20 protein-coding genes and 1 tRNA gene are annotated in these 16441 nt (G+C 36.4%); 6 read left to right on the top strand and 15 right to left on the bottom strand.

Annotation, left to right across the window (positions count from 1 at the left end):
* Window positions 1–22: 22 nt before the first annotated feature.
* From ACS8MM_RS14890 to ACS8MM_RS14860, 7 genes are all read right to left on the bottom strand, one after another.
* On the bottom strand, window positions 23–316 hold the full coding sequence (locus ACS8MM_RS14890) for a hypothetical protein (RefSeq protein WP_379718339.1): 294 nt from the start codon (window positions 314–316) through the stop codon (window positions 23–25).
* 224 nt (window positions 317–540) lie between these two features.
* On the bottom strand, window positions 541–936 hold the full coding sequence (locus ACS8MM_RS14885; protein ID WP_379718337.1) for a hypothetical protein: 396 nt from the start codon (window positions 934–936) through the stop codon (window positions 541–543).
* 23 nt (window positions 937–959) lie between these two features.
* Complete coding sequence (locus tag ACS8MM_RS14880) at window positions 960–1343, bottom strand: hypothetical protein (protein ID WP_379718334.1); 384 nt, start codon at window positions 1341–1343, stop codon at window positions 960–962.
* A 562-nt stretch (window positions 1344–1905) separates the two neighbouring features.
* A tRNA-Ser gene (locus tag ACS8MM_RS14875) sits at window positions 1906–1992 on the bottom strand.
* A gap of 55 nt (window positions 1993–2047) precedes the next feature.
* Window positions 2048–3076 (bottom strand): asparaginase, encoded by a 1029-nt coding sequence (locus ACS8MM_RS14870; RefSeq protein WP_379718331.1) that lies wholly within the window; start codon window positions 3074–3076, stop codon window positions 2048–2050.
* Window positions 3063–4199: a 1-acyl-sn-glycerol-3-phosphate acyltransferase gene (locus tag ACS8MM_RS14865; RefSeq protein WP_379718328.1), complete on the bottom strand. Its 1137-nt coding sequence runs from the start codon at window positions 4197–4199 to the stop codon at window positions 3063–3065. Before ACS8MM_RS14865 ends, ACS8MM_RS14870 begins: the two co-directional genes overlap by 14 nt.
* Before the next feature lie 61 nt (window positions 4200–4260).
* Window positions 4261–5028, bottom strand: coding sequence for a TatD family hydrolase (locus ACS8MM_RS14860; protein WP_379718326.1), 768 nt, complete (start codon window positions 5026–5028; stop codon window positions 4261–4263).
* A gap of 165 nt (window positions 5029–5193) precedes the next feature.
* Here ACS8MM_RS14860 and rplU point away from each other — a divergent pair, with 165 nt between their 5' ends.
* The 5 genes from rplU to ACS8MM_RS14835 all read left to right on the top strand — a co-directional run bounded on the left by rplU (window position 5194) and on the right by ACS8MM_RS14835 (window position 7277).
* Window positions 5194–5625 (top strand): 50S ribosomal protein L21, encoded by a 432-nt coding sequence (rplU, locus tag ACS8MM_RS14855; protein WP_379718324.1) that lies wholly within the window; start codon window positions 5194–5196, stop codon window positions 5623–5625.
* Between the two features lie 25 nt (window positions 5626–5650).
* On the top strand, window positions 5651–5911 hold the full coding sequence (gene rpmA, locus ACS8MM_RS14850) for a 50S ribosomal protein L27 (protein ID WP_023573269.1): 261 nt from the start codon (window positions 5651–5653) through the stop codon (window positions 5909–5911).
* A gap of 80 nt (window positions 5912–5991) precedes the next feature.
* Window positions 5992–6444 (top strand): 6-pyruvoyl trahydropterin synthase family protein, encoded by a 453-nt coding sequence (locus ACS8MM_RS14845; RefSeq protein WP_379718322.1) that lies wholly within the window; start codon window positions 5992–5994, stop codon window positions 6442–6444.
* Between the two features lie 71 nt (window positions 6445–6515).
* A complete protein-coding gene (locus ACS8MM_RS14840; RefSeq protein ID WP_379718320.1) occupies window positions 6516–6869 on the top strand; it encodes a hypothetical protein in 354 nt (117 codons plus the stop codon).
* 84 nt (window positions 6870–6953) lie between these two features.
* Window positions 6954–7277 carry a hypothetical protein gene (locus ACS8MM_RS14835; protein ID WP_379718318.1) on the top strand — a complete coding sequence of 108 codons (324 nt, stop codon included), beginning with the start codon at window positions 6954–6956 and terminating at the stop codon, window positions 7275–7277.
* Here the strand turns inward: ACS8MM_RS14835 and ACS8MM_RS14830 are convergent.
* The 4 genes from ACS8MM_RS14830 to ACS8MM_RS14815 form a co-directional block, all read right to left on the bottom strand.
* Entirely contained in the window at window positions 7274–7975 is a 702-nt protein-coding gene (locus tag ACS8MM_RS14830; protein ID WP_379718316.1) for a hypothetical protein, read from the bottom strand. The genes ACS8MM_RS14835 and ACS8MM_RS14830 overlap by 4 nt on opposite strands.
* 243 nt (window positions 7976–8218) lie before the next feature.
* Window positions 8219–8386, bottom strand: a complete 168-nt coding sequence (locus tag ACS8MM_RS14825; protein ID WP_379718314.1) for a hypothetical protein — start codon at window positions 8384–8386, stop codon at window positions 8219–8221.
* Window positions 8387–8906: 520 nt separating this feature from the next.
* Entirely contained in the window at window positions 8907–9089 is a 183-nt protein-coding gene (locus ACS8MM_RS14820; RefSeq protein WP_379718312.1) for a hypothetical protein, read from the bottom strand.
* A gap of 11 nt (window positions 9090–9100) precedes the next feature.
* Entirely contained in the window at window positions 9101–9280 is a 180-nt protein-coding gene (locus ACS8MM_RS14815) for a hypothetical protein (RefSeq protein WP_379718310.1), read from the bottom strand.
* A gap of 410 nt (window positions 9281–9690) precedes the next feature.
* On the opposite strand from ACS8MM_RS14815, the gene ACS8MM_RS14810 reads away from it, so the two are divergent.
* Entirely contained in the window at window positions 9691–9837 is a 147-nt protein-coding gene (locus ACS8MM_RS14810; protein WP_379718308.1) for a hypothetical protein, read from the top strand.
* Here the strand turns inward: ACS8MM_RS14810 and ACS8MM_RS14805 are convergent, their stop codons facing one another.
* From ACS8MM_RS14805 to nuoL, 4 genes are all read right to left on the bottom strand, one after another.
* Window positions 9838–11574: a helix-turn-helix domain-containing protein gene (locus ACS8MM_RS14805; RefSeq protein ID WP_379718306.1), complete on the bottom strand. Its 1737-nt coding sequence runs from the start codon at window positions 11572–11574 to the stop codon at window positions 9838–9840.
* Between the two features lie 107 nt (window positions 11575–11681).
* Window positions 11682–13052 carry an NADH-quinone oxidoreductase subunit N gene (locus ACS8MM_RS14800; protein WP_379718304.1) on the bottom strand — a complete coding sequence of 457 codons (1371 nt, stop codon included), beginning with the start codon at window positions 13050–13052 and terminating at the stop codon, window positions 11682–11684.
* Window positions 13053–13088: 36 nt separating this feature from the next.
* Window positions 13089–14537: a complex I subunit 4 family protein gene (locus ACS8MM_RS14795; protein WP_379718302.1), complete on the bottom strand. Its 1449-nt coding sequence runs from the start codon at window positions 14535–14537 to the stop codon at window positions 13089–13091.
* A gap of 12 nt (window positions 14538–14549) precedes the next feature.
* On the bottom strand, window positions 14550–16436 hold the full coding sequence (gene nuoL / locus ACS8MM_RS14790) for an NADH-quinone oxidoreductase subunit L (protein ID WP_379718300.1): 1887 nt from the start codon (window positions 16434–16436) through the stop codon (window positions 14550–14552).
* Between the last annotated feature and the right edge of the window lie 5 nt (window positions 16437–16441).

Here is a 16441-nt window from a genome sequence, read left to right as displayed (position 1 = left end):
TGATTTGTTATCAGTATAAAGATTAAAACCCGGCTTTACTGATTTCATCCTGATCCGTTACTTCCTGATCTAAAAAAATCCTACAATACTTCGGGTGCTTTGAAGAGAATTCAATTTTGAAATATTTATTCCGATAGTCTTCACCCTCTTCATCGGAAGGCAATGTCTCACTAAGTTCATACATCAACCTTTCATGAATGACATAATATTTTATATTGTCATTCTTGCCTTTTTTATCTATGGCAAAAACCATCCCCACACTGCATACCTTATTCTCCTGGATTTCTTTTTGAATTCTGTCGCTATGCTCACGCATTAAAAAATAAGCAAAATAAAGAATCCCAAAAACTAAAATAAGAGATATACTTTTTTTAATCATTTCCACTTAAAAAATTATAAATTTATTGATTGGCAGGATCCGTCAAAAAATCCCGATAGTGCTGATTTACTTCATCAGTTCGCTTCACTCGGATGTAATCCGTGCTACTTCACAAAAAACCGATAACGCTGATTCATAATTCTTAGTATCGTTTTTTTTAGCTATGGAAACAAATCAATCTCCTGCTTGTTTAAAATCTCGTTCATACTGAATCCAGCTTTTAATAGTTCTGTAGTATCCGTCACTTCTTCACAATACATCGGACGTACACTTCTGGGATCCACCTCTGAATACAAAATTCTGAAAAATTTCCTAATACTGCTATAGTAAAAACCATTAGGACCGTCCCCACCATCAGCTCTGTATTTTGTGCCATTTATATAATATGAAAAGTAATTGGATGGGTTTTTCCCAGATCTGTCACGGGCAACATATTTACCTATGGTGCACTTTTCATTTTTGCCTGCCTCTACGTTGCAGTAATCTTTTTCTCCAACAAACATAAACATAAAAATCACAAGAAGACCAGCTACAATTTTATCAGTATATTTTTCCATAATACATTTTACTTTTACAAACTTTATTGTAATGAAATAAAGATTCTTAATTCATTCTTTTGAGGAGTATTCAGAAGAGACACTAAAAGATTCAGTATATCGCTCTCAGCACTCTCCAGTTGAGTTACATCTACAGATACTAACTGGCTCCTAAACAAATTCACATCGACAACCTCCCGCTCATCCTGATCATACCAGCCACCTACCGAAGTGTTATAAATCGAAAAAAGAGTATTGGGCAAATGCATGTAATCCTGAACTTGAATTGCTTTGATAAGATACCCGAAATAGGTTTCCCACATCCTGAAAGCAACAATCTCATTCCCGTTAACAAATGAAAGCACAATCTCATTTTCACCTTCAAAACCACTATGAAAATCAATTACCTCCATCAAATTCAAATCCATTCCTATTGAACAATTCCTGTATAACAGACTCTCATTTTTTTTCCGAATTAAAGAACAAAACTAAACAAACAATGTAAATTTAAATCAGTAGTAAAAGAAAACTTCAAACCTTAAAAACCTCTTCTTTCAAACCTCTTCTTTTTATTCTTACTCTTAAAATAGTCAACTGCATTACCTCTCTAGTAAATCTGGAATAACAGTAACAGACAAGTTTGATATATGTCGTGTATATGCCATGTATGCAAAACAAAAACACACACTGCAAGCCTTACCTCCATTCCTAGCAAATACAAAACCATTCATGCCCCATAGCCCAAAACACTTAAAGTAAAACATTCCAATCAGGAAAACAAAAAAGCCTGACAATTACGTCAGGCTTTCACTTTGCAGAGAGGAAGGGAGTAACTACGTTCATCCCTGAAAAAGTAAAAAACACAAAGTCAAAACAAGTAGCTTTTTCAAAGCCACCAACTTTTTTGTTCCCTGGATGCTTTATAAAGTAAAACTTTCATCGCATTCCGGAAACAAAAAAGCCTGACTGTTACGTCAGGCTTTTACTTTGCAGAGAGGAAGGGATTCGAACCCTCGATGCAGTTACCCACATACAAACTTTCCAGGCTTGCTCCTTCAACCACTCGGACACCTCTCTATTATGGGATTGCAAAGAAATCTATTTTTTTTCAGAAAAAAAAGGACAAAACGAATTAATTCATCTCACCACGTAAAGAAGTTTCAAATATGGTTTTAAAAACCGATGGCGCTACATTTTGCCCTAACAAGTACATCAACTTCGTAATGGCTGCTTCTGTAGTAATATCTTGACCAGAAATCACACCAATTTGTTTCAATTGAGAACTGGTTTCATAATGCCCCATGTTTACGCTACCACCTGAACATTGTGTTACATTAACCACATATATTCCTTTGCGGATTGCATCGGCTAACAAATCTACAAACCAATCTTCGGTTGGTGCATTACCTGCACCATACGTTTCCAGTACAATTCCTTTCAGGTTTTCGGCAGAAAGTAGTGCTTTCATAACATTTTGATTGATTCCAGGGAACAACTTTACCACCGCAACATTATCATCAAATTCCGTATGCACATCGAGTGGCTTCCCATTGGCCTTCAACAGAATTTCTTCATTTACTTTCAAATGCACACCTGACTCTACCAAACATGGCAGATTGGGCGACGTAAATGCATTAAAATGTTCGGCACTGATCTTGGTAGTACGGTTTCCGCGATAGAGTTTGTATTCGAAATAGAGGCAAACTTCAGCAATTACTGGTTTTCCCTTATGCTGTAGCGAAGCCACCTGTATCGCAGTAATCAAATTCTCTTTGGCATCGGTACGCAAATCACCAATAGGCAATTGTGAACCGGTAAAAACAACAGGTTTACCCAAATTTTCAAGCATGAAACTCAAGGCCGAAGCTGAATACGACATCGTATCAGAACCGTGAAGCACCACAAATCCATCGTATTCGTTATAATTGGTTTCAATAATCGAAGCTATCTTCACCCATTCCTGAATATTCATATTGGACGAATCAATTGGTGTATCAAAAGACACCGTTGCAATTTCACAATCCAACAACTTCAGTTCCGGAATACTTTTCAGTAATTTATTAAAGTTGAATGCTTTTAAAGAACCTGTTTCAAAATCCTTAACCATACCAATGGTTCCACCGGTATAAATCAATAAAATAGTTGGATTAGAGGTTGTCATGGTACTTTAATTTGTTGACAACAGGATTCGCATACATCGCTAGGAAACTTTCATACATTTGTTGATTCTGTTTGTCGATACGCATATCCAAACGACGTTGGAACAACGACTTTTCCTGGTCTGTATATTTATCTTGGAAACGAGTTGTATTATTTAAAATATCGTAGGCGATAAAATTGGTAGGCCATAAACGATACGATTGTAATATAGAGTCGTCAATCAATTGGACTAAAGACTGAATTTGTTTATTTGTATTCAAATGTTCTTCCTTAATAGCATCCAACTCCTTATCCAAAACATCACCAACATGGATATGAATTCTTCTTTTTTGACCTAAGACACCACGCAAGATATTATTAAAGTCTTCATTGGAACTTTTGATATACACTTCATTATTCGCTTCTGCCATTAACTGTGGCATTTTTAATGCATCGGTAGGATCGTATTCGTACGAAATGGAAATCGGCACAATCTTAATTTCCTTAAAATAATCAATCACATCTCTACCGGCAGCAGCCATGGATAACATTTTTAAAACTCCCGAATGTGTGGCATCGTTACCATCTTTCGTTCTTCCTTCACGTTGGGCAATCCAAACCGAACGGTTTTCACGAAGCAACAATTGTTCGATATATTCCGACATTAAGTGAGAGCTTTGTAGTAATTCTCTTGGTGACAAACCACGTTGCACTACAAAGTTTCGGTTCAAGCGGGACAACGAACGTAAGAAGTCCTTTTTCACCAGATTATCGCCAATAGCTGAAGCCGTCATTACCAAACCGTAATCGAACAGTGCGATATTGAGTAACGAAGTATCCAATATAATATCACGATGGTTGGAGATAAACAAATAAGCGGTATTCGGTTCCAGTTTTTCGAAGCCTGAAGTAGTTAAACCGTCAGAACTTTTCTGTAGTACTTTTTGAATGGATTCATAAATAAAGTTGCATTGAAAATCGCGTATTGAGTGTGTTTTTCTCAACTGCGCTTTCCAAACTTCTTCATCAACATCAGGGAACGTGAACTGCATCATCGCTTTCATGATAGGATGATTGATTCCGTTTTGAATGGCCTGATTTACTTCGGCATCATAATAAGGTCGAATGGCATCGAATTTTGACATTTCCAGAATAATTACTACTACAAATGAACGAATAATTTTTGAAACCTTTGTAAAGGCAGCGTTATATTCCGAAAACGGCTTTTGCGTTTTCGGTAGTGATTCGAGCGATTTCCTCTATAGGAAGTTGGTAGATTTCGGCCAACTTTTGCGCCACCAAAGTTACATACGCACTTTCGTTGCGTTTCCCGCGGTGAGGAGCAGGAGCCAAGTAAGGCGAATCGGTTTCCAGAACAATATGCTGGATATCGATTTGCGCTAAGAACTGATCGATTTTACCGTTTTTAAAAGTCACCACACCGCCGATACCCAACTTCATTCCGTAGCCAATCGCTTTTTGCGCCTGTTCCAAATCGCCCGAGAAACAATGAAAGATTCCGAACAAATCGTCACCTTTTTCCAGTTCCAGCACTTCAAAGATTTCGTCAAAAGCATCACGGCAATGAATATTAATAGGCAGTTTGTATTTTTTCGCCAATTGAATTTGGCGTTGGAAAGCAATCTTCTGTATATCCAACGTTGTTTTATCCCAATACAAATCAATTCCGATTTCACCGACGGCAAAAAACTTTCTTTGAGCGAACTGTTCCTCTACGAAAGCCAGTTCTTCCAGATAATTTTCCTTTACATAACAAGGATGCAGCCCCATCATCAAGAAGACATTATTAGGATATTGCGCTTCCAAGTCGAACATTCGTTGCGCATAAGAAGAATCGATGGCTGGAATAAAAAAGCGAGTAACTCCTTTATCGATGGCATTCTGAATCATTTCAGCACGGTCATCGGCAAATTGAGAAGAATATAAATGGGTGTGTGTATCGGTAAGAATCATGGTGTATTATTTGAGCCACAAAGGTAAATTGAAAGATTTGAAAATGAAAATTGGGTTAAAATTACTCGAAATCAGTAGTCTACCATTATTTTTATCAAACAAAGTTGTCTATATAATAAAAAGTTGTATATTTGCGCACTTAAAATTTTAATAAACATTATTGTTATGTACGCAATCGTAGAGATAGCAGGGCAACAATTCAAAGTAAGCAAAGACCAAAAAGTGTATGTTCACCGTTTGGCTAGTGAAGAAGGTTCAAAAGTTTCTTTTGACAAAGTTCTTTTATTAGACGATAACGGAAACGTTACTTTAGGCGCCCCAGCTATAGAAGGTGCTTCAGTAGAAGCTAAAGTGTTACAACACTTAAAAGGAGACAAAGTAATCATCTTCAAAAAGAAAAGAAGAAAAGGTTACAAAAAGAGAAATGGTCACCGTCAATCATTAACACAGATTATTGTTGAGGGTATCGTAGCAGCAGGTGCTAAGAAAGCAGCTCCTAAGAAGGAAGCAGCTCCAAAAGCAGAAGCAGTAACTGAGGAAGCAGCAGCTCCAAAGAAAAAAGCTACTAAAGCCAAAAAAGAAGATACGCAAGAATAATATTAACTTATAAAACCAAAACATCATGGCTCACAAGAAAGGTGTCGGTAGTTCGAAGAATGGTAGAGAATCAGAATCGAAACGCTTAGGTGTTAAGATTTATGGTGGTCAAGCAGCTATTGCTGGAAATATCATTGTAAGACAAAGAGGTTCTAAACACAATCCAGGTGAAAATGTTTACATGGGTAAAGATCACACTTTACATGCTAAAGTTGACGGTGTTGTGAAATTCCAGAAGAAAGGTGATAACAAATCATTCGTTTCTGTAGTTCCATTTGAAGCATAGTCTTTACAGAACATAAAGTATAAAGCGTCCGTATTTGCGGACGCTTTCTTTTTTTATACCTTTGCATCAATATTTATATCATGAGTAAAATACGTATTACCAAGCAGTTCAATTTTGAAACCGGTCATGCCCTATTCGGTTATGACGGTAAATGTAAAAATGTACACGGTCACAGTTACAAACTATCGGTAACGGTAATTGGTACTCCTATAACCGATCGTACGAATGTAAAGTACGGAATGGTAATTGATTTTTCAGATTTAAAGAAGATCGTTAAGGAAGATATTGTGGACGTATTCGACCACGCTACGGTATTCAATGCTACTACTCCACACATTGAATTGGCCAACGAATTAAAAACACGCGGACATCATGTTATTTTAGTGGATTATCAGCCAACCAGTGAAAACATGGTGATTGACTTTGCTGCAAAGATTCAGAAAAGACTTCCGGAAAGTGTTAAGCTACATTCTTTACGTTTACAAGAGACCGAGACTTCATTTGCGGAGTGGTTTGCTTCCGATAACCTGTAGAAGTTATGAATTATGAGTTATAAGTTATGAGTTCATAACTTGTTTTGGTTCTTAAAAACAAAGAAAATAAAATGCGTGACTTACTGCAATTAGAACAAGACAAAAGAGATCTACAGGAAGCGTTAGCACAACATAAAGGAACTAAGTACAAACTCCTGATTAAATTGTTTGTTGCCCTACCTATTTTTATTTTCACCACCCTTCTACTTTCTATTATGCCAAGCAGAGGCAGAGGTAAGAGCATCCCTGAAACAGTGGGCCGGGAAAACTATATTTTTTTTGTAGGCACATTCTTTTGTATCATTTTTATTTGGGGCGCGTATAAGGAATACAACAATTACAAAAACACGATTTCTGATATTGAATACGACATTGAAGTTATTGATTCTAAAATAGCGAAGCTGAAAGAGGAAAACAGGAATTGAGTGACTAGTGATTAGTAAAGAGTACTTAGTACTTAGTGCGTAGTAACGAGTGATTCGTAATTAGAGGCTCCACAATAAAATACATTGGCTTCACTAACGGCAATATTGTCTCCACAACAGACAACCGAGGCTCCACAAGCAGCAATATTGATTCCACAAGCGGCAATCGTAGTTCCACAAGCAGTACTATCCATTTCACAAGCAGCAATCGAGACTGCACAAGCAACAACATTGGCTCCACAAGCAGCAATCGAGGCTCCACAAGCGGCAATATTCACTTTTCAAGAAAATTACAAGGCCAAACAACAACCGAATATATTTCGGCATAAAACAACCTATAAAAAAAAAATCTCCCAAATACTATCAGTAGCACAGGGAGATGCATCACAATCAAATAAAAATGTTTAAATCTTCAGTTTTTTGACCAAGTTATATTCGCTTGAATTGAAACCATATTGAGCCTTTACATTTTCTTTAATCATAGTTGCTGTTTTGGATATAACCTCATAAGCATCTACCCTTATGTCATTATTACGGATAAACAGTGAATAAGCATCCATTACAGCATTATTGGTGTTAACTGCATTTTCATACAATCGGTTAAGATTTACGATGGATAGTTCGTTACGGCTTGGCGCATAATTATTTTCGAAGGTCGAAAGATTTGCAATCAAATCGGCAAAGAACTGAATTTTAGAGTTGTACGACTGCTGGGATTGGCTTACAAAATTCCCTTCGGTGCTTTTTATTGTTCTGCTGATAGAACCTCTTATTTTAGCAATGATACCAGCAACGTTAGTCGCCTCTTTAGCTTCTTTACCAAAATTTACTTTCACGGTGGCATTGATAGGAGAAAGAATGCGGCTTACAGAAAATTGGTCTTTTTCGAAGATTTTAACTCTGGCTTCGACCGCCAGGGAGTAATTTTGTTTGTGGATAGCGATTTGGGTGTTTTGGTTTTTGAGATCGTTAATTAGGTTTCGGAAGCCTTCGATACTCAATTCGGGTTTGGGTGATTGGTAGTTGTTGAAGCCTTGTAGAGCGGTTACTAAACTTTCCGCATTCCCGATTCGGGCTCCATAACTGTTTTCTGTTGATGATTTCATAACTAATAGTTTTAAATTAATAGATTTATGAGCTAACCAACATTGTGCCAAAATTCTTACAAAATACCATTCGCTACCTATAATCGGATGAAAGGCAAATAATTTCGATGGGATGCAAGAAAAATGAAAACACAACAATCAAAAAGGCTGTCTGAATTACTTTCAGACAGCCTTGATTCAATTACACCATTACTTGACTACTTTAACAGTATAAAGTTTGCAAGTAACGCATTGGTTAGGATTTTATGAAATCTGATCGAATTTATAACAGCAGAAATCAGCACCTTTGATGTAACCCGGAGGACAAACTCTTAATGGATTCGAGCTACAACCTGCTCCACCCATGATTCCTTTTTGAGCGTCATTGTTTAATTCCTGAGCTCCTTCTAATTTTAAAATGCTTTTTAACATGTTTTTTTAGTTTAAATTTTACAAACACCCAATCTATTTAAAGACATTTGGGAACTATGTCTGATCCTTGGCCTGGAATATTTTTATGATTCAAGCAGCGAACTGCTATGAAAATTGTACAATCTAATTACTACTAACTTGTATTCAATCTTTAAAAATAGCTGATAACAATGAATTAAGGATTGCAATACTGATGTCAAATATTTGATCTTTTTAGGAGATAAAAAAACGGTAGTTGTGACAATTTGTAAATTGTATACTCCTGTTTTGTATTGTAAGAAGCCGCTTACAAGCGGATTGAAGAAAAAATAGTCGTTTCCCAAAAAGCCAGGTAAAAGCACTAGAAGGAAACATTAGAATGCGATTATACTGGTAGGATACAAACGGAAAAGTCACTTTTTACGAAAAGAGACATAAAAAACAGGTGCGATTGACTGATCCAAAAGAAAACAAAAAGCCTCTTTCTATAGAAAGAGGCTTTCAATAATCAATAACCTTATTATACAATTAACATTGCATATTAGTCACCACAAGGATAGTTGTATTTGCTTATAGGTGCACAAGGATCGTACGATCTATCAGCATTACACCATTGCGCTGGTTCTGCACATAAAGAATAAATTCTTCCTGCACCAGAGACATTCAATTGTTCTTTTCTAGACAAGCCTTCAGCTCCGTCTAATTGTAAAATGTTTTTTAACATAGCTTCCAGAATTAACAAGGATAATTAGTTGGAGAAAATGGTGCGCATGGATCGTATGTTCTTTCATTAGAGCAAAGTAGTAGTGGTTCTGCACATAAAGAAGGAGGTGTTTTACCAGCACCAGAGATATTCAATTGTTCTTTTCTAGACAAGCCTTCAGCTCCGTCTAATTTCATGATGTTTTGTAACATAATTAGTTCGTTTTAATTGGTTCAAACTCCAAACATTTAAAGACACTTGGATGTTATGTCTGCCTTGATCAAGAGATTTTTTTTAAATGAATTCAGATTTTTAAAATGCCATTTTGTTTTGAATTCCAAGGCAAATATTGGTGAGTTTAACAAGAAAAAAAAAGGAGCATTTCAACTTTTTATAAATTATAACTCCCATAATTTATAAATTAAAACAGGCTCTAAAATAGCGCAATTCACTGAAAAACATACTAGTAACAAAAAAAGAAAATGTACGAAAAGACATATTGATTCAATTGCAGATTACAAACAACAATTGCGTTACATTTGACACATTAAAACTTATTCCGATGAACAAAAAAAAACCAACCTTATCCGACTTTACTACGGCGGCAGTAAACCGGTTAGCAATGCTTCATGTTAGAGGAGGAGGCACGACTGTACCTCCACAAGGAGACCCTGGAGACACTAACGATCCAACGGCACCACAAGACCCACCACCACCACCAAGAAAAGGTTTTATAGATCCGACACCGGATTTTATTACCAATCCATAATTAAACGTAATAATCAGATTCAATTTTATCTGCAAACTGAACCGGAGTTAATCCGGTTCTTTTTTTGAAAGAAATTGTAAAAGAGTTTGCTTTTTTAAAGCCGGCACTTTCGGCGATGGCTTGTGTAGAATATTTGCGATACGTTGGATTAGTGATCAATTCATTAATCACATAATTAATTTTCAATTCGTTGGCATACTCGCTGAAACTTTTTCCAAAACGTTTATTGACTACATGAGACAAATAAGCCGTATTTGTTTTGATCTTTTTGGCCACAAATTGCAGCGTAAAATCTTGGTTTAGGAACACTTTTTTCTCTTCTAGTTCCGTCAATTTTTTAACGATCAAATCTTCTTTTTCCTCATCTATACTTAATGTAGCGCTTTCTCTTTTGGGAAGCACCTCCTTTTCAGATTTATTTTGACTCTTTTCGATTTGGCGTTTGAATTCTTCGATAAGCAACATTGCCTTCTGATTGTCCTTTTTCTTTTGGTGGTTTTTCCAAATCAGAAAACCGATTAAAAGAATAACCAACATTACGGTTAAAGCAAACACTATTCTTTTCCAAAAGATATAATTCCCATTATTGCGTTCGATTTCCTGAATTTCTTGAATCGATTGCTTTTTACCGACACTAAAATTAACCTCCAAGGCTTCCTGCAACAATTTCGATTCGGTAGCATCATAATTGACTAGAAAAATCTTGGAATGTTCCAATGCTTTTTCATGATTCTTCAAAAGATTATAGATTTTCGCCTGAAAATAATTAGAACAATTGAATGCTACAGGACTGTTAGCGTTGATGACATGCACTGAATCTACTTGTTGGAAACATCTTAGCGCTTCTTGGTATTTTTTTTGCTTAAAATAAAGCTCTCCCAGATTCAAGTTAAGGTATTTGAAGTTATCCTGAGTTAAGCCCACTTTGTTCATTTTCAACAATCCAAGGTATATTTTTTCAGCTTGAATAAAATCGCCTTTGTAGTTATAAATTTTACCCAAATTTAATTTGGCAGTCGTATTATTGGTCACTGTATGATCAGAATACACCAATGTACGTTTGTAATAATACTCGGCTGAATCCAGCAAAACACGATTATTTTCATGAATAAAGAACTCATTATCATAGAAAGAAGCTAGTTTATAACTTACGGTTGTTTTGCTCTGATTGTATTTTTTGGTATCGTAAAGATGAAAATTAGCATCGGTTAAGCGATCGGATTCTCTTGCTGTTTTTATGGCAAGCCGATAATTTTTGATATCATTATAGATAGAAGAGATATTGTTATAAAATTTGATTTCCTGAATGATATCGCCAATTTTTTGGGACAACTTTTTACCTTGATAATACGAAAGTAATGCCTCATTGAGGTTGCCTCTTTTCCATTCGGAAAGCCCTTTATAATTTAAAAGGTAACTTTCGAGTCTGTCCTTTTCAATTCCAGCCGGTACACTTTTAAGATACTTGAAAGCAAGAGAAGCATTGGCTTTGGAGGCAATACTATCCCCTTTATATTGTAGCAAATAGGACTTTGCACCATAAGCAAATGCCTTATGGGCACTGTTATTTGATTTTTCCATTCTGACAGCATAGACGAATGCGCTATCCGCACTAGTGTTTAACATACCTTTGATCTTATCTCGCAAGACAAGATATTCGGAATGATTCAGCGTATTACTTTGAGAAAAAGCTACAAAAGGAATACATAAGAAGGCGAATACTACAGAAAGTTTCATAGGAAAATTTTGGCAAATATACATTATCATGTTAAAAAAGTAAATATTCTATGGCATGGGAATAAAAAAGGCGCTCAAGGAGCGCCTTTAGAATATTTAAAATAATATTAACCTAGTAAATTGTAAACAGCACTTGGATAAACACCAATTATTAATGTAGCTGCAAATGCGATTACCGCAACGATATAATAAATTATAGGCATCGGTGCCATTTGACCTTCTTCTTCTTTGGTATACATTGCTAAAATGATTCGGAAATAGTATCCCACACTTATAATAGAGGCTATAATAGCGATGATAACTAGTACCAACCAACCCGTTTGCACCAATTGATTCAACAAGAAGAATTTTGCGAAGAAACCAGATAAAATTGGAATACCTGCCATCGATAACAATGAAGCAGTCATTACTAAAGCTAATAATGGATGTGATTTCCCAAAACCATTAAAACTATCAATTGTTTCATGTTTCTTTTCGCTTGTTACATATAAAAGCACCGCAAAGAATGCTAAACCAGCAATAGTATACGCTGTAGCGTAATAGAATAAAACATTGGCGGAATCGTTTGAAATCAACAAGGTTGACACCATGAATCCGGCATGAGAGATTCCTGAAAAGGCAAACATACGTTTCACATTATTCTGACGAAGTGCCATGATATTCCCGACAATCATTGATAACGCGGCAACCACAACAATAATCAATTGGAAGGCATACGTTTGAGAAGGCAATAAAATTACGACCAATTTGTAAAGCGCTGTCATAGCAACTACTTTAGCCAAAGTACTCATTGTAGCCGTGGTTAAAGCAGGAGAGCCTTCGTATACATCCGGAGCCCAAAAATGAAAAGGAACTGCGGCTATTTTAAATAACATACCAATTAACAACATGGTGATACCTAAGTAATACCATAATGGAAAGGTTGTTGAGTGCGTAATTTGATAGATTGACATTACATCAAAAGTACCCGTTGCACCATAAATAAGTGTTATACCAAAAAGGATGATACCTGAAGCAAAAGAACCCATTAAGAAGTATTTCATTCCTGCTTCGTTACTACGTAAGTCCATTCTTTTGCTTGCTGCCAGCACATATAGAGCTACCGATAAGATTTCGATGCCTAAAAAGAACATCGCCAAGTTTCCGAAAGACACCATTGCTACAGCACCTGCCAACAAGAATATTTTGATGGCCACAAAATCAGAAATAGTTGTTGGCCTGTCTTTGTAAAACTCTTGACTCAACGCAATCAAGAAAACAGTGATTACAATAAATAAACTTGTAAATGCGACAGAAAACTTATCAACAACTATCATGTTGTTGAAGAAAAAGCCATACGCATTCTGTTCACAAACATTGTATCCTAAAATAGCTAACAACCCAACAATTGCAACTGGAACAATAATTTTTCTCCCGTTAAAAATTTCGGCTATAAGGCTGATGACTCCTAATCCTGATATCGCTATTAATGTATTCATTCTTTCTCTATTATAAATCTGAATTCACTTCAGAAATTACATATTTAAATTAAAATTAATCTTGGCTACAATTTCCTGTAAAGCCGGTGTAATCAAGTCATTGATTGGTTTTGGGTACAAACCGAAAAACAATAAAACAGCAATAATTACAACAAACACTACAGTTTCCTGAACGGATATTGATGCGAAAGGTTTCGCATTCGCTTCACCTAACATTACATTTTGGAACATTTTCAACATATAAACAGCGCCAAGAATGATCGTAGTTCCGGCAATTACTGCGAACCAAATATTCACATTATACAAGCTGTACAACAAGGTAAACTCACCAATGAAATTGAACGTTGATGGTAAAGCTACAGAAGCCAACATCACAATCATAAACATAGAAGCGAATTTATTGTCTAGAATTCGGATACCGCCCATTTGAGCAATTTCTTGAGTATGCAATCTTCTTTCAATCACTTCTACAGCAAAGAACAAACCTACCACTACAAAACCGTGAGCAATCATTTGTAGAACTGCACCTCTCAAACCGTCAATAGACAAAGTATAAGCACCTGCTGCAATCAATCCAACGTGCGCCAAAGAGGAATAGGCTAATAATTTTTTTAGGTTATGCTGTTTTAGCGCAACGATTGAACCATACACCACACCAATAATACTTAATGCCAAGAAAATATTCATATAGGTTTTAGCAGCCAAAGGCGCTAAAGGCAATTGCCAACGAATTACGCTGTACAATCCCATTTTCAACATAATACCCGACAACAACATGGTACCTACAGATGGTGCCATTTGATAGGTATTGGCTTGCCAAGTATGGAAAGGGAAAATAGGAATCTTAATGGCATAAGCTAAAAAGAAAGCACCAAAAATCCAGAATTGTTCTTGCTCTGTTAACTGTAATAAATACAAATCACCTATCATCAAACTACCCGCTTTTTGGAACAGATAAATGAAAGCTACTAACATGAACAAAGAACCTGCCAATGTGTAGATAAAGAATTTAATGATTGCTCTTTTTCGTTCTTCTGCATCGCCATTACCCCAGATTAGAGCGATAAAGTAAATAGGCAATAACGCCAATTCCCAAAAGATATAATACAAGAATGCATCTGCACTAATAAAAGTTCCAACCATTGCAAAGGCCATGAACAATACTAATGCGTAGAATGTTTTACTGTTTTTGTATTGATTCCCGAAGGAAGACAATATAATCAAGGCGGTTAGTGCGGTTGTAAGAAGTACCATTGCAATAGACAATCCGTCTACTTTAGAAGCAAGGAAAATGTTTGGGTTTGAAATCCAATGGAAAACAAAGTTAGAATTGACACCGGCATTGTGTTGATTCAAAATAAGTATTGAAGCAGCAAAAGCAGCCAAACTTACCATAAAAGCTACCGATTTAGCCAATTTGTCTCCGGAAAAATACGTTGCCAGAGCTCCAAACAATAATAAAATGAGTATAATTGATACGTTCATTATGCGTAATTATTAAACTAAAAATAGACAAATTAAAATCGACGCTACTCCAATAACAAAAGCCAAAAGGTAAAACCCGATGCTTCCGTTTTGAATTGCTTTCCCTTGTGTTCCCATTGCGGCTGCAATTTTACCGAATCCGAAGACCGCTTCAGAGAACGCTACTTCGAAGTAGTTTCTAAAGAAGTGTGATAATCGTTTCAATGGAGTAACAAATAAAGCGTCATACACTTCATCTACATAGTATTTGTTATATAAAACCGAAGCAATTCCTTTGATATCTTCGTCTTTAGCCGGAACCTCTGCTTTTTTGATGTATTTCGCATAAGCAATTCCAATTCCGATTAAAGCTCCTACAGTTGCAATACCCATTAAGGCATAAGCTGTTCCATCCAAATGATGCGCCTCATGAGCTTTTTTGAATAAAGGTGCTAAATAATGATTCAACCAACTATTCCCAGGTAGGCTGATTAATCCACCTACTGCAGCAAGGATTGCTAAAATCACCAATGGAATCGTAATTAAAGCTGGGCTTTCATGCAAATGATGCTTCTGTTCTTCTGTCCCTCTGAATTCTCCGAAGAATGTCAAATACATTAAACGGAACATATAGAAAGCCGTCATGATAGAAGCGATTGAGCCCACTACCCATAACACAGTATTTCCGTGGTAGGCTGTCATTAAAATTTCATCTTTAGACCAGAAACCAGACAATGGGAAAATACCCGAGATTGCCAAAGTGGAAATCATCATTGTCCAAAAAGTGATAGGCATTGCTTTACGCAAACCACCCATGTTACGCATATCCTGTTCGCCGTGCAATCCGTGGATTACCGATCCGGAACCTAAGAACAAACAAGCTTTAAAGAAAGCATGCGTGATTACGTGGAAAACGGCAACTTCATAAGCTCCCAAACCTAAAGCCAAGAACATTAACCCTAGTTGAGAAACGGTAGAATATGCCAATACTTTTTTGATGTCGTTTTGAACCAATCCAATCGAAGCCGCTAACACAGCAGTTGCTGCTCCTATGATGGCGATGATGTCTTGAACTTGTGGTGCCAAATCGAATACGAAGTGCATTCTTGTCACCATAAAGATACCTGCTGTTACCATCGTAGCAGCGTGGATTAACGCCGAAACTGGGGTAGGTCCCGCCATCGCATCAGGCAGCCATGTATATAAAGGAATTTGAGCCGATTTACCTGTTGCACCAATGAATAAACAAAGTGCCGCTAATGCAATCAAACCTTCATTATTTGCAATAATTTTAAGATCAGAAGCATTTGCAGCGATCACGTGATAATCCAAGCTACCGAAAATGAATGCTAAAATGAATAAACCGATTAATAGACCTAAGTCACCCACACGGTTCATGATGAATGCTTTTTTAGCCGCATCATTATAGTCTTGGTTTTTATACCAGAATCCGATTAATAGATACGAGCATAATCCAACGCCTTCCCATCCGATGAAAAGAATCAACAAATTGCTTCCCATTACTAACGTAATCATGAAGAATACGAATAGATTAAGGTAAGCAAAGAATTTGTGCATGTTTTCGTCATCATGCATATAACTCACCGAATACATATGGATTAAAGTTCCGATGCCGGTTACGAATAATAACCACAATACCGACAACTGATCCAACAAGAAAGAAAAGTCAACATTGAATTTTTCCAAAGTAATCCATTGGAATAAATTTACCACTATGGGCTGACCCGGATTTGCATTAAGTTTGGAAAAGAAAAACAGAGTGGCAAGAAACGAAACCAAAATGGATACGGTTCCTACTACACCTACAATACCTTTTCCAGCTTTCTTTCCTACAAAAACATTGAATAGAAATCCGAATAACGGCGCTAACAATAATACTAAAGCTACATTTTTCTCCATTAGTA

Source organism: Flavobacterium sp. MAHUQ-57 (assembly GCF_051908335.1).
Classification (GTDB): domain Bacteria; phylum Bacteroidota; class Bacteroidia; order Flavobacteriales; family Flavobacteriaceae; genus Flavobacterium.
This window is presented reverse-complemented; position numbering and strand designations above follow the sequence as displayed.